At 60.0% G+C, this 12,700-nt stretch carries 13 protein-coding genes and 1 tRNA gene; 11 read left to right on the top strand and 3 right to left on the bottom strand.

Annotated features, from left to right (window positions below; translation table 11 throughout):
* Positions 1-17: 17 nt before the first annotated feature.
* Entirely contained in the window at positions 18-1,910 is a 1,893-nt protein-coding gene (locus PH552_RS13590) for a peptidylprolyl isomerase (RefSeq protein ID WP_113249943.1), read from the bottom strand.
* 179 nt (positions 1,911-2,089) lie between these two features.
* On the opposite strand from PH552_RS13590, the gene PH552_RS13585 reads away from it, so the two are divergent.
* From PH552_RS13585 to PH552_RS13570, 4 genes are all read left to right on the top strand, one after another.
* Positions 2,090-2,371, top strand: coding sequence for a hypothetical protein (locus PH552_RS13585; protein ID WP_112343080.1), 282 nt, complete (start codon positions 2,090-2,092; stop codon positions 2,369-2,371).
* Positions 2,372-2,628: 257 nt separating this feature from the next.
* On the top strand, positions 2,629-3,093 hold the full coding sequence (locus tag PH552_RS13580; RefSeq protein ID WP_112343079.1) for a MarR family winged helix-turn-helix transcriptional regulator: 465 nt from the start codon (positions 2,629-2,631) through the stop codon (positions 3,091-3,093).
* Complete coding sequence (locus tag PH552_RS13575) at positions 3,086-4,312, top strand: HlyD family secretion protein (RefSeq protein ID WP_285166070.1); 1,227 nt, start codon at positions 3,086-3,088, stop codon at positions 4,310-4,312. Before PH552_RS13580 ends, PH552_RS13575 begins: the two co-directional genes overlap by 8 nt.
* The gene (locus PH552_RS13570; protein WP_112343077.1) at positions 4,305-5,849 is read left to right on the top strand and encodes a DHA2 family efflux MFS transporter permease subunit; all 1,545 of its coding nucleotides are present in this window, start codon (positions 4,305-4,307) and stop codon (positions 5,847-5,849) included. The genes PH552_RS13575 and PH552_RS13570 overlap by 8 nt, the downstream gene beginning before the upstream one ends.
* Before the next feature lie 173 nt (positions 5,850-6,022).
* On the opposite strand, the gene PH552_RS13565 is transcribed toward PH552_RS13570, so the two are convergent.
* The gene (locus PH552_RS13565; protein ID WP_112343076.1) at positions 6,023-6,619 is read right to left on the bottom strand and encodes a DNA-3-methyladenine glycosylase; all 597 of its coding nucleotides are present in this window, start codon (positions 6,617-6,619) and stop codon (positions 6,023-6,025) included.
* A gap of 414 nt (positions 6,620-7,033) precedes the next feature.
* On the opposite strand from PH552_RS13565, the gene PH552_RS13560 reads away from it, so the two are divergent.
* A tRNA-Ser gene (locus PH552_RS13560) sits at positions 7,034-7,123 on the top strand.
* Positions 7,124-7,323: 200 nt separating this feature from the next.
* On the opposite strand, the gene PH552_RS13555 is transcribed toward PH552_RS13560, so the two are convergent.
* Positions 7,324-7,848, bottom strand: a complete 525-nt coding sequence (locus tag PH552_RS13555; RefSeq protein ID WP_112340738.1) for a DUF6428 family protein — start codon at positions 7,846-7,848, stop codon at positions 7,324-7,326.
* A 42-nt stretch (positions 7,849-7,890) separates the two neighbouring features.
* Here PH552_RS13555 and PH552_RS13550 point away from each other — a divergent pair, with 42 nt between their 5' ends.
* The 6 genes from PH552_RS13550 to PH552_RS13525 all read left to right on the top strand — a co-directional run bounded on the left by PH552_RS13550 (position 7,891) and on the right by PH552_RS13525 (position 12,371).
* On the top strand, positions 7,891-8,256 hold the full coding sequence (locus PH552_RS13550; RefSeq protein WP_112340739.1) for an ArsR/SmtB family transcription factor: 366 nt from the start codon (positions 7,891-7,893) through the stop codon (positions 8,254-8,256).
* Entirely contained in the window at positions 8,256-8,939 is a 684-nt protein-coding gene (locus PH552_RS13545) for an aquaporin (protein WP_112341050.1), read from the top strand. Before PH552_RS13550 ends, PH552_RS13545 begins: the two co-directional genes overlap by 1 nt.
* The gene (arsC, locus tag PH552_RS13540) at positions 8,936-9,358 is read left to right on the top strand and encodes an arsenate reductase (glutaredoxin) (protein WP_112340740.1); all 423 of its coding nucleotides are present in this window, start codon (positions 8,936-8,938) and stop codon (positions 9,356-9,358) included. Before PH552_RS13545 ends, arsC begins: the two co-directional genes overlap by 4 nt.
* Positions 9,339-10,556, top strand: a complete 1,218-nt coding sequence (arsK, locus tag PH552_RS13535; RefSeq protein ID WP_112340741.1) for an arsenite efflux MFS transporter ArsK — start codon at positions 9,339-9,341, stop codon at positions 10,554-10,556. Before arsC ends, arsK begins: the two co-directional genes overlap by 20 nt.
* 326 nt (positions 10,557-10,882) lie before the next feature.
* Positions 10,883-11,506 carry a flavodoxin family protein gene (locus tag PH552_RS13530; RefSeq protein ID WP_112340742.1) on the top strand — a complete coding sequence of 208 codons (624 nt, stop codon included), beginning with the start codon at positions 10,883-10,885 and terminating at the stop codon, positions 11,504-11,506.
* A complete protein-coding gene (locus tag PH552_RS13525; RefSeq protein ID WP_112340743.1) occupies positions 11,499-12,371 on the top strand; it encodes a sigma-70 family RNA polymerase sigma factor in 873 nt (290 codons plus the stop codon). The genes PH552_RS13530 and PH552_RS13525 overlap by 8 nt, the downstream gene beginning before the upstream one ends.
* The last annotated feature ends 329 nt before the right edge of the window (positions 12,372-12,700 follow it).

The raw sequence follows: 12,700 nt of genomic DNA, 5'->3' as shown, positions 1-12,700 counted from the left end.
CATCCTCCCGACCGGGCCTAGCGAGACATCGCCTGTTCGGCGAGGCTCTGGTTGACCGTGACGGCATATTTGCCCTGCAACTGGCTCACCATCTGATCGAGGATATCGTCGCCGGCGGCATTGGCAATCTGGGCAACCTGCTGATCATCATTGCTCAGCGCGTCCGTCGTCGGATTGTCGTTGACATCGGTGACCTTGAGCAGGATCTGCGTCGTATCATCGGCGCCGACGGCAGTGGCGACCGCATCGACCGGGCCGGAGAAGGCGGCTGCGACGCCGCCACGACCCAGAACCGGATCATCGGTCGAGCGCATGATGCTCGTCTTGTTTTCAACGGCAATGCCGAGCGGCGCGGCGATATCGGCAAGCGACTTGCCCTTCTGTGCTTCCTGCTTCAGCTCGGTCGCCTTGGCGGCAAGCGCGATCCTCTGCTGCTCGGCAGTCCAATCGGCAACGGCCTTTTCGCGCACTTCCGCAAGCGGCCGGTCGTGATCGGGCGTGATGTTCATGACGTCGTACCAGATATAGCCGTCATTGCCGACCGTCAGTGGAGCAGGGTTGCCACCCTGGTCGGCCTTGAAGACTTCCGAAAGCAGCTGCTGGCGCGCCGGCAGATCCTTGATCTCATTGCCATTCTGGTCGAGGCCGGTCTGATCGATGGCATCGACGGTGACCAGTTTCAGCTTCAGCTGCGAGGCGGCTTCCTGCAGCGAGGCGCCGGAACCGCGCAGGTCCTCGAACTTGTCGTGGACGCTGGTGATTTCGCTGGCGGCATTGCTGAGCGCAATCTGCTTGCGGATATCTTCCTTGACCTCGTCGAAATTCTTCGCAGTCTCATTCTTCACGTTGGTCACGCGCAGGATGACCGGGCCGAACGAACCGTCGACGACAGGGCTCGTGCCGCCTTCCTTGGCGACGGCAAACGCGGCTTCGGCGACGGTCTTGTCCGGAACCTGGTCCTTGGTGAAGGTGCCGAGCAGCACATCGGAAGGCTTCTTGCCCTGGTCGGAGACGAGCTGATCGAAGGTGGTTCCCGTCTTCAGCGCATCGGCTGCGGCGTTGGCGAGATCCTTGTTGGGGAAGGTCAGCTGCTCGATCGTGCGCGTCGCCGGCGTCGTGAAGCTGTCCTTGCGCTTGTCGAACTGCGCGCGCACCTCGTCGTCGGACACGCTCGCCGGATCGGCGATATCCTCGGCCTGCAGTTTGACATAGCCGAACTTGCGATATTCCGGAGCGCGATACTTCGACTTCACGCCGTCGAACCACTTCTGCAAGACATCGTCGGCCGGCGCTTTGACCGGATCGATATTGGCATTGGTCAGCAGCAGATAATCGATGCTGCGGGTCTGGTCGTGATATTGCTTGACGGCGTCGACCAGGACCTGCGGCGCAGTAAAGCCGTTCGATACCGCCTCGACGATCTGGCCGCGGATCGCAACCTTGCTGCGCTCCTTGATGTAATCGTCAGGCGAAATGTTGCTGTTGCGCAGCAGCAAGTCGAATTTCTGGCGGTCGAAAGCACCGTTCGTCGCCTTGAAGGCCGGATCGTCGCCGATCAGCTTGGCCAGCCGGTCCTGCGAAAGACCGAGGCCCATATCGGCGGCAAGCTGGTCAAGCGAGGCGCCGGCGACGAGCTGCGCCACCGTTTGCTGTCCGATCCCGAACGCACGGGCCTGCTCAGGCGTGATCTGCATGCGCAGTTGCTGGCTGATCGCCTGGATCTGGCGACGGTAGGCAAGACGGAATTCATTGGTATCGATGTGCTGATCGCCAACCGTGACAACCGTATTGCTGCTGCCGCCGGTGATGAGGGACCGCTCGACACCCCATACACCGAAGGCTGCCGCAAGAAGAAGCAACAGGCCCTTGGCAAGCCAGGTCTGGGCGATTTTTCTCAGCACGTCGAACATCGGAAAGCAAACCTCGTCATCATCAAGTCTTCGCACGCGGGCGAAACAATCGGAGTTCCTTAGAACAATCCGAACCGGAATTGAAGAGCCACTGGGGAAATCGCCGGACGGCGGGCAAAGACGCCGGAACCTTTGACAGGCAGCGGCGTTCTAGGAACCAGAAGACAAAGGAGCATACGATGGCAGAAACGAAATCAGCTTCCGCCCAATCTTCTTCCGCGCGAGCACAGACCGAAATGGCAATGGAGGACCTTGCCGCGCAGGTCGCCGCATTGCGCGAAGATCTGTCGAGGTTGTCGCAGAGCATGGCAGCCGTGGGGCAGGGAGCGAAATCTGTCGTCGCGGAAGAAGCCCAGGAGATCACCGAGCAGTTGCGCGAAAGAGTTCGCGAGGAGCCGATCTTCATGGTCGCTGCCGCAGCTGGCATCGGCTATCTCATCGGTCTTCTCAGCCGACGCTAGCTTCAGGTCGAACTCTGACGGGTGGGACGCCCCCTACGTACCACCTCTGCTGCGAAACTGCCGAAAAGGCGCGGGCGAATCGGCCCGCGCCTTTTCAATTGGCGATCGGCAACTCGCCACTGCGGCATCTTTGTGACAGCCCTGCGACATCTTCGACAACTGCCATTTCTTGATTGCCCGCCTCTTGTATCGCATGGGCGCTTACTATATGTGTTAATCATTATAAGGTTGCTTATCAATAGCAGGCTTTTCATACCATGAATTCGACACCCACTCTCGGCTTTCTCCTTCATGACGTTGCCAGGCTGTTTCGCAAGCGGTTCGAGCAGCGCGCAAAGGATTTGGGCCTGACGCGTTCGCAATGGCAGACGCTCGCCTACCTCGCGAACAATGAAGGTATCCATCAGGCCGGTCTCGCGGAAATGCTGGAGATCGAGCCGATTACGCTGGTCCGCATCCTCGACAAGCTGAGCGAACGCGGTCTGGTGGAGCGCCGGCAGCATCCGAGCGATCGACGAAGCTGGCTTCTTTACATGCGCGAGGAAGCCCGTCCGCTGATCGAGACCATGCGCAACATGGGCGACCAGACACGTAAGGAAGCGCTCGAAGGAACCTCGCAGGAGGATCAAGAGCGCCTCTACGAATTGCTTACCCTCATGAAATCGAACCTGCTTAGCGCCTGCCGTTCAAAGGCGGTCGACAAAGAGTTACAACATGGCTGATGCATCTTCCTCACTCCGCGTGCCTGCAAACGCAAATTCCGCTGAACAGACCGAGGCCCCGGTGGCCGAGGCCCCGTCCTCCAATCCCCCACCGCAGCCCGCAGCAGCTGCAGCGGCGGCCCCGGTCGCACCCCCGGAAACGCCGCGCAAACGCCGCAACCTGACGCGACCGGTGCTGTTTGCACTACTGCCTGTCGCGCTCGTCATCGGCGGCTATTACTACGTCACCGGCGGACAGATCATGTTCACTGACAATGCCTATATCCAGGCCGACATGGTGGGTGTTTCGACCGACGTATCCGGCACGGTGATCTCGGTGGATGTGCATGAAAACGAGGTGGTGAAGAAAGGCCAGGTGCTCTTTCGCCTGAAGCCCGACTCCTTCCGGATCGCGCTGGACGGTGCCAAAGCACAGCTCGGCAACGCCAGGAACCAGATCCTGAACCTGCAGGCGAGCTACAAACAGGCCTTAGCCGAAATCGCCCAGGCACAGGCCGACATTCCCTATTACCAGACGGAATTCACGCGCCAGCAGAACCTGATCAACAGCTCGGTTGCCTCCAAGGCGGCATTCGATCAGGCCAAGCACAATCTGGAAGCCGCGCAGCAGAAGGTATCGGTCGCACAGGCCCAGGCGGCAACGACCCTTGCGCAGTTGGGCGGCGAGGGTGCCGCCGATCTGCCCGTCGAGCAAAATCCGCTCTATCTCCAGGCCAAGGCCGCGGTCGACAACGCACAGCGCGAGCTCGACGATACCGTGGTGCGCGCGCCGTTCGACGGCATCACCGCGAACGTGCCCTCGCTTCAGGTCGGTGCCTACCTGACGGCCGCGCAGCAGGGATTCTCGCTGGTTTCCACGAGCCATGTGTGGATCAATGCGAGCCCGAAGGAAACCGAGCTTACCTATGTGCGTCCCGGCCAGAAGGTCGACATTTCGGTCGATGCCTATCCGGGCGTGACGTGGAAGGGTACGGTCGCCAGCATCTCGCCGGCATCGGGCTCCAGCTTCTCGCTGCTGCCGGCCCAGAACACGACCGGCAACTGGGTCAAGGTCGTACAGCGCATTCCGATGATCATCAGCATCGACGACATGCAGGGCAAACCGCCGCTGCGCGTCGGAATGAGCGTCGTCGCCGATGTCGAGACCGGCCATGCCCGCGGCCTGCCTGATTTCATCACCAACCTGCTCGGCCATTCCCGCGGTCAGGATCATGAGTAGCGCGACCAATTCTTCGCCGGCGGCACCCGTCGCCAATCGCGGTGCGATCACCGCCTGCGTCATCCTGTCCGTGATCATGCAGGCGCTGGACACGACCATCGCCAACGTCGCGCTGCCGCATATCCAGGGCGACGTTTCCGCGAGCGCCGACCAGATCAACTGGGTGCTGACGTCCTACATCGTCGCGGCCGCCATCATGACGCCACCCTCGGGTTTCCTCTCGGCAAAATTCGGCCGCAAGCGAGTGTTGCTGGTCGCGATCGCCGGCTTCGTCGCCGCTTCCGTCCTCTGCGGCCTGTCGGAATCATTGGTGCAGATCGTCGGATTCCGCCTGCTGCAGGGATTGTTCGGCGCCTCGCTGGTGCCGCTGTCGCAGGGCATTCTGCTCGATATCTACAATATCGAGGAGCGCGGCCGCGCCATGGCGCTGTTCGGCGTCTCGGTCATGGTCGGTCCGGTGCTGGGACCCGTCATCGGCGGCTGGTTGACCGACAATATCAGCTGGCGCTGGGTGTTCTACATCAACGTGCCGATCGGGGCGCTCGCCTTCTTCGGCATTGTCGTCTATGTGACGGAAACGAAGCTCGATGCGCTGGCGAAGCTCGACTGGTTCGGCTTCAGCATGCTTTCGATCGCGATTGCGGCGCTGCAGCTCTTTCTCGACCGCGGCGAGCAGCTCGACTGGTTCTACTCGAGCGAGATCATCATCGAGGCGCTCGTCTGCGTCAGCGCCTTCTATCTCTTCCTCGTGCACATGTTCACGGCCGAGCGGAGTTTCGTCAATCCACGCCTGTTCATGGACCAGAACTTTGCCGTCAGCATCCTGTTCATCTTCATCGTCGGCGTGACCTATCTGGCTTCGCTGGCGCTGATGACACCCTATCTGCAGACGCTGATGGGCTATCCGGTCGTGACCGCGGGCATCGTCATGGGACCGCGCGGCCTCGGCACCATGTTCTGCATGTTCCTGGTGGGACGCCTGATCGGCAAGGTCGACACGCGCTGGCTGCTGTTCATCGGCCTCGCGCTGACGGCCTGGGCCATGTACGACATGACCGGCTGGACACCGGATGTTTCGCAATGGACGCTGATATCGGTCGGCTTCGTCCAGGGCGCAGGCCTCGGCTTCCTCTTCGTGCCGCTGACGACGATCGCCTTTGCGACGCTGCCGGCACAGATGCGCGGTGAAGGGACCGGCCTCTACAACCTCTCGCGCAATATCGGCTCCAGCGTCGGCATTTCCGTCGTTTCGATGCTGATCACCGAGAACACGCAGGTCAATCATGCCAACATTGCCGCCTATGTGACGCCGTTCAACCGCTATTTCGATGCGGCGGCCGCACAGGGCGTGAGCCCCTTGACGGCTGTGGGACGCGCGACGCTCGACGGCATGATCACCACCCAGGCAACCGTCATCGCCTATATCGACGACTTCAAACTGCTGATGCTGATGTCGATCTTCGCCATGCCGCTATTGGTGCTGCTCCGCAAGCCGAAGGCGCCGCCGGCGGTCGACCACAGCGTCGCGATGGAATAGAGCATTTCCAGGAAAAGTGCGAAGCGGTTTTCCGTCCGGAATGCATTGAGAAATCATAAGACAAGCGTTTCGCGATTCGAAGAGAAGCGAAAATGCTTGCCACGCAGCCTTTCCAGTTTCACTGCGTGGCTCAGCGGCTGCCGGGCACCACCCCGGTGGCCGTTTTTGTTCAATCACGGAAAACGGCGGCTGACAAAGCGCGAGCCGGCAGCTCCGAAACGCCAGAGCGGATCGACATTCTTCGTGATGCCGATGCGCTTGCCGGAGACGACCGGCACCGGTTCCGCCCGAGACACCGAAAACGGCGCCGCATCCAGCGAGCGGCCGTCGAGGCTTATATCGATAGCAAGCGCCTGCGACAGCTTGCCCGGCCCGTTGCAGAGCGAGGCGATATCGGCAAGTCCGCGCCGCCGTATCATCTCCTCGATGCCGTTTTCCGGCTCGATCGCCCGGATGAGCACAGCGCTTCCCTTGGTGCAAACGAAATTCAGGCACCAGTGAATACCGTAGGAGCGGTAGACATAGACGTGGCCGGCCGGTCCGAACATGGCCGTATTGCGCGGCGTCGGTCCCCGATATGCATGAGAAGCCTCGTCATCGGGTAGATAGGCCTCCGTCTCGACGATGCGACCGCCTATGCCGGCGACCGTGAAACGCGCCCCGATCAGGTCGGACGCGACCACGACGGCATCGCGGCTGAAAAAGGCGGTGAGGGCAGGGCCGGCGAGGGGCTTGGTGCCGAGCGACAGGGAATGATCATCAGAAGTCATGGCGAGGAAACTATCCCGGATAGTCGAAGCCATCAACACGACGTTCGCAAAGCAAGACCTTCACAGCCGATGTCGATAATTGACAAATTATAAGCTTAGCTTATTAATAACTTGCTTCAGTCAGATTTGACCCCTGACCAGGCGAAGGTGGCCCGGCCGTCTCCATCGGCCGTACCACCTTATTTCCGGCACTTTGGCGAAACGAATCGCGCATGCTGCCGCGCACTCGGCCGATATCCCTCAACCACAATTCCATCTGATATCGAGAATGCGGGAGAGCGCGGCGGAACAAGTTGACGCGGCGACCAAAGCTGCTAAAAAGCCAGCCGTCGAGTGATTGGGTAGAAAACCGGTAGCACCACCCGGTTCCGAAAAATCAGTACTGCATGGATTTTTCAGCCTTTTCAATTGCTTGGAAGAGTGTCCGAGTGGTTTAAGGAACCGGTCTTGAAAACCGGCGTGCGGGAAACCGTACCGTGGGTTCGAATCCCACCTCTTCCGCCATAAGTCATTGATATTTTTGGCAAATTTTGTTGGCATAGTGAGTGTTGATCGAGGCTGATCTGCAACATTGTCAACAGCTAGCTGCAACAATGCCGTAACTGCATACGTGTTGCAGGAGCGCCCGATTCGGTTGCAGCGGGCAGCTTGATAAGAGGCGGCAGAATCCGCCCCTCCCATGTCCTTTTTCTTCGTTTTCGAGACTAGGCGCAGCAACCGCTTTGGGAGGCGGTTAGTCCGCAGCAGGCAGCGCCCCCCTTTGCGTTCTCGACCAACCAGCGGTCACGTGGCTTGCAGCTCGCCGGGCGCGGCAGGAGTTCGACATGGACAGCTCCGCCCCGGAGTGTCGGTAAAGATGCGCAGTAGAGCTGCATCGGTCGCACGCCGTCGCTGACTTCGAAGGTTAGCTTCGCCGATCCGTCGAGCTGCACGTGCTCGGTCACCTTTCGGATAATCGAGTGGAACTTGCCCACAGCCATGTGCGTGCGATCGGCTTCATCGATGTCCCAGAGCTGGATGAATATCTCTGACCAGGCCTCCGGATTGGCACCGCAGTCGAGAGCCGAGAACTGTCCGGCCTTGACCTCTGTGACGTGATAACCGGACTTCACCGGATGTCCGTCATAGTAGAACACCAGAGGAGAATCCTTCGCTCTGGAAAGAATTGAGACGAGGGCGCCCAGGCTAATGTCGTCCGTCTGTATTTTGCTGTTGTCGATGGCATTCATTTCCGGTAATCCTTGTTTCAACAATTCAAGGATTATTGAAATATGGATCAACGTCAAGCCCTGGCGTCGTTCGGCGCCCTGTCGCAGGAGACGCGTCTACAGATCATCCGAATGCTTGTGGTCGCCGGACCCGATGGCATGTCCGCAGGCGCGATCGCCGAGAACGCGGAAGTCTCTCCGTCGAACGTCTCGTTTCACCTCAAGGAACTGGAGCGAGCAGGTCTCATCAACCAGCAGCGGGAGTCCCGCTCGATCATTTATTCAGCGGCCTACGATGCTCTTGGGGGACTTGTTCGGTTCCTGATGGAAGACTGCTGCGCCGGACATCCTGAAATCTGCGCTCCGGCTGTAGCCGTGGCCGCATGTTGCGCGGACGGGGCGACGTCGATGTCGAAGAAGGCGAACTGATGCAAGAGTTCGATCTTCATCGGCGGCTGGCTGCAGAAGCCATCGGAACCGCCTTGCTGGTCGCGACCGTCGTCGGTTCCGGCATTATGGCATCCTCCCTGACGCAGGACACAGCGCTCGCCCTGCTTGGGAATACGTTGGCGACGGGCGCGATGCTGGCGGTGCTCGTCACGGTGCTCGGCCCGATATCGGGAGCGCATTTCAATCCCGCCGTGTCGCTGGTGTTCGCCCTGTCGCGTGTGCTGCCTAGGCGCGACCTAGCTGCCTACATCATCGTTCAGATCGCTGGCGGCGTCTCGGGTACGATGGCGGCTCATATGATGTTCGCACACCCCATCCTCGAATGGTCCTTGAAAGAGCGCTCTGGAGAGAGCCAATGGTCGGCGGAATGGGTTGCCACTTTTGGGCTCGTATCGGTCATTCTTCTCGGCATCCGCTTCGATCGAGGGGCAATCCCTTGGTTGGTCGGCCTGTACATCACGGCGGCCTATTGGTTCACGTCCTCTACATCATTCGCCAATCCCGCCGTCGCGGTCGCGCGCGCCTTCACGAACACCTTCTCTGGAATTCGGCCCGCCGATCTTCCGGGATTCGTTACGGCGGAGTTCATCGGGGCGCTATGCGCCTTCGTTCTGGTCACTTGGCTGCTTCGGCCGACCCCAACCGTGGAGACAGCATCATGAACGTCACCATCTACCACAATCCGGATTGCGGCACGTCCCGCAACACGCTGGCCATGATCCGCAATGCCGGGATCGAACCGACCGTTATCGAATACCTGAAGAACCCGCCCACGCGCGCCCAGCTCGTGAAACTGATTGCCGACGCCGGATTAACTGTCCGTGAAGCTATCCGCGAGAAGGGCACGCCCTATGCGGAGCTGGGTCTCGACAATGCCGACCTGACAGGCGCGCAGCTCTTGGATGCGATGATAAAAGATCCGATTCTGATCAACAGGCCGTTCGTCATCACGCCCTTGGGGACCCGCCTTGCTCGGCCTTCGGAAGTCGTCCTCGACATCCTTCCTGACACTCATAAAGGACCGTTCAGCAAGGAAGACGGCGAAAAGATTCTCGACGCTGATGGGAAGCGCCTTGTCTGAGCGAGTGCCCGTTCTTGCCGTGCTTGCGCTCGGTCTGACACAGATCATCGGTTACGGCACGCTCTACTATTCCTTCAGCATCCTTGCACCGGACATGGCAGCGCAGTTCTCTTGGTCCAGCGAATGGGTATTCGGCGCACTGTCCGTCGCGCTACTGGTCGGCGGGCTGACTGCCCCATGGCTGGGTATCTTATTCGATAGGATCGGTGCCGCCCGTGTGATGACGATCGGATCCTTCGTGGCTGCTGCGGCTCTGACCGTTTGTGCCCTCACGCCTAACAAGGCGGCCTATGTCACCGCACTCATTGCTGTCGAAGTTTCGGCCAATCTGGTCCAGTATGGCGCCGCCTTCGCGTTGCTCGTCCAAATCCATCCTCACGTCGCTTCCCGCAGCATTACCTATCTGACATTGATCGCCGGGTTCGCCTCGACAATCTTCTGGCCGATCACAACCGCGCTCCATGCGCATCTGAGCTGGCAGAAGGTCTATCTAGTCTTCGCAGCGCTGAACCTATTCGTCTGCATGCCGATTCACACTTGGCTGTCTCGCGAAGGAGCTTCGAACCGCGTGAAGGCCTCCACCGCTGCACCCGTTGTCGAGGGCATGCTCCCACCCGCACGACGCCGTATCGGCTTCGCGGTCATGGTCACCGGCTTCTCCTTGATGTCGCTCATTAGTTCGGCTGTTTTGGTACATCTTGTCCCATTGCTGTCCGGTCTTGGACTCGGTGCGACGTCCGCCCTCGTTGGAGCGCTTTTTGGCCCCTCGCAGGTCAGCAGTCGGCTCGTCAACATGGTCTTCGGGAAGAACTTGTCCGCGCTCCATCTAGCAATGATCGCAGCAGTGCTCATCCCCAGCGGCGTCCTTGTGCTTCTGTTCTCAGCGCCATCCGTGCTGGGTGCCATGGCCTTCGCAATCATCTTCGGCATGGGCAATGGCCTGTTGAGCATCGTGACCGGAACGCTGCCTCTGCATCTCTTTGGAAGTGAGGGCTATGGCAGGCTGCAGGGGAAGATGATGGCAGCGCGCCTGATCCTTTCAGCGCTTGCGCCATTCGTGCTTGCCTTCTCGATGGAGAACATCGGCATACCGTCATCTCTCGGCATCACGGCGACCTTGGGTGGACTTTCGATAGTCGCGCTGCTCTCCATCACGGTATTGCGGCAAGAACAACACAGGCCAACCGAGCAGAACTGACGAACGGAATGCTTCGGCGGAGCCGATCGGTCCCACGTCCCGCCCTTGGCGGCACTATGACGACGCTCCTGCTGCCTTGAATCCGCCTAAGCATGCGGCGAATGACAACCGCGATCTTTCTTCCAGACCAGCGATAGACAGCAGGATTGGCCCCACTCGACTTCGTACGGCCTTTTCCGCCCTCACAATCTCAGACCAGACATCGCTGGATTATACAGCCGATAGGCTCCCCCCATTTTCACCTTCCCGTAAAATCCCGGCATGTCACAATCCTTCCCCCATGCCTTGTCATGTCCTTCGCAACACCAATTTCGAAGGAGATGGCAATGATCCGGCAGGGCATCGCAATCGTTTATCACAGCGGCTATGGCCATACGGGCCGTCAGGCGGAAGCCGTGAGGGCGGGGGTTGAGGAGGTGGATGGCGTCGAGGCTATGCTGTTGACGGTGGACAAGGTGGAGCGCCACTGGGATGATCTCAACGCGGCGCAGGCCATCATCTTCGGATCGCCGACCTATATGGGCTCGGTCTCCGCATCGTTCAAAGCATTTCAGGAGGCAACATCGCATGCCGTTCTCGCCAGGGGCTATCTGTGGAAGGACAAGATTGCGGCGGGCTTCACCACTTCGGGGTCACGATCCGGTGACAAGCTTTCGACGCTGATGCAGATGGTGATTTTCGCAGCCCAGCACGGAATGCATTGGGTCGGCCTCGATCTTCCTCCGGCAAATTGTTCTTCAACGGGCTCGGAAGAGGATCTGAACCGCCTCGGCTTCTGGCTTGGCGCGGCGGCGCAGGCGAATACGGATGAAGGGCCGGAGACCGCACCGCCTGCTTCCGATCTCGCCACCGCCCGCCATCTTGGGCGACGGGTGGCGCTGACGACGCTGCAGTTCGTCTGCGGTCGCGACGTCAATCCGTTCGCACATGAACTTGCGGTCCATGTGTGAAATGCCGTCCGACCCGATCTTTTCCGAGCTGCGCCCGCGCCTCGTCAGGCTCGCCTACAGGATGCTCGGGTCGGTCGCGGATGCCGAAGACGTCGTGCAGGATACCTGGCTGCGCTGGCTGGCGGCCGATCGTGCCACGATTCGCACGCCTGCCGCGTTTCTGCGGACTATCGTCACCCGGCTTTGCCTGAACGAGCTGAAATCGGCACGCCGTCGCCGGGAGACCTATGTGGGCTCCTGGCTGCCCGAGCCGATCTTCGATCCGGACGATGGCGATGCGGCCGACGACATCACGCTGCCGTTGATGCTGGCGCTGGAGCGCCTGTCGCCGCTGGAGCGTGCAGCCTTTCTCCTGCATGACGTGTTCGGCATGGATTTCGACGATGTTGCGCTCGCGATCGGTCGCGAGGCTGCTGCCTGCCGCAAGCTTGCCAGCCGGGCGAGGGCGCATGTCACCGAAGCGCGGCCGCGTTTTGCCATCGGCAAAGAGCAGGGGCTCAAATTCGCCACCGCCTTCTTCACGGCGTCGAGAACGGGAGACATGGCCGCTCTTCGCGCTCTGCTTTCCGAAGATGTCGTTGTCTATGCCGATGGCGGCGGCAAGGTACCGACCTCGCTGCGGCCGCATGTCGGGCTTTCCGCCGTCATGCTCCTTCATGAGCAGCTGGCACGAATTTTCCGCGCGCAGCCCTCCCAGCTGGTCCATTATGCCGCCATCGACGGCCTGCCGGGTTTCGTGACGATAGAGGGCGGCAATGTCGCGCAGACGACCGCGCTGCAGATCGAGCAGGAAAAGGTCGTCGCCATCTATTGCACCCGCAATCCGGACAAGCTGCAGCACGTTATCAAGGCTTTGCCGCATTGACGATTGACGGCGCGAAGAGAGAGATACGAAAGCGGTCGACACCGAAGCGTAGAAGGTCGGCGAAGTCTATCACGACGAGATACTGATGCGCCTTGATACAAGTGCCTGAAAGCACTGTTCGAATTTATCCAAAAAATCCCGAGTCCAGTGGCGACTCGCTCTCGTTTGTCACAGAGCTGGACGGCTGATGACGATCTGCGGACGAGCCTGTGTCTCAGCGTGCGTATTGTTGCCGTCACTACTTCAAGCCGACGCCGCTTTACCATGCATTAACCATGACTTTCAGAATTTCTTCAGTGAGCTCAATTTGCATCGCAAAAACGCCAAAC

The sequence above is a fragment of the Rhizobium aureum genome (assembly GCF_030182495.1).
Lineage (GTDB): Bacteria > Pseudomonadota > Alphaproteobacteria > Rhizobiales > Rhizobiaceae > Rhizobium > Rhizobium tropici_C.
Note: the sequence above shows the minus strand (reverse complement) of the source record. Positions and strands in the feature narration are given on the sequence as shown.

What these genes read in the sequence shown, in the direction of transcription:
- PH552_RS13590 (WP_113249943.1), bottom strand. Translation starts at nt 1,910, where the DNA reads ATGTTCGACGTGCTGAGAAAAATCGCCCAGACCTGGCTTGCCAAGGGC.
- PH552_RS13585 (WP_112343080.1), top strand. Translation starts at nt 2,090, where the DNA reads ATGGCAGAAACGAAATCAGCTTCCGCCCAATCTTCTTCCGCGCGAGCA.
- PH552_RS13580 (WP_112343079.1), top strand. Translation starts at nt 2,629, where the DNA reads ATGAATTCGACACCCACTCTCGGCTTTCTCCTTCATGACGTTGCCAGG.
- PH552_RS13575 (WP_285166070.1), top strand. Translation starts at nt 3,086, where the DNA reads ATGGCTGATGCATCTTCCTCACTCCGCGTGCCTGCAAACGCAAATTCC.
- PH552_RS13570 (WP_112343077.1), top strand. Translation starts at nt 4,305, where the DNA reads ATGAGTAGCGCGACCAATTCTTCGCCGGCGGCACCCGTCGCCAATCGC.
- PH552_RS13565 (WP_112343076.1), bottom strand. Translation starts at nt 6,619, where the DNA reads ATGACTTCTGATGATCATTCCCTGTCGCTCGGCACCAAGCCCCTCGCC.
- PH552_RS13555 (WP_112340738.1), bottom strand. Translation starts at nt 7,848, where the DNA reads ATGAATGCCATCGACAACAGCAAAATACAGACGGACGACATTAGCCTG.
- PH552_RS13550 (WP_112340739.1), top strand. Translation starts at nt 7,891, where the DNA reads ATGGATCAACGTCAAGCCCTGGCGTCGTTCGGCGCCCTGTCGCAGGAG.
- PH552_RS13545 (WP_112341050.1), top strand. Translation starts at nt 8,256, where the DNA reads ATGCAAGAGTTCGATCTTCATCGGCGGCTGGCTGCAGAAGCCATCGGA.
- arsC (WP_112340740.1), top strand. Translation starts at nt 8,936, where the DNA reads ATGAACGTCACCATCTACCACAATCCGGATTGCGGCACGTCCCGCAAC.
- arsK (WP_112340741.1), top strand. Translation starts at nt 9,339, where the DNA reads ATGGGAAGCGCCTTGTCTGAGCGAGTGCCCGTTCTTGCCGTGCTTGCG.
- PH552_RS13530 (WP_112340742.1), top strand. Translation starts at nt 10,883, where the DNA reads ATGATCCGGCAGGGCATCGCAATCGTTTATCACAGCGGCTATGGCCAT.
- PH552_RS13525 (WP_112340743.1), top strand. Translation starts at nt 11,499, where the DNA reads ATGTGTGAAATGCCGTCCGACCCGATCTTTTCCGAGCTGCGCCCGCGC.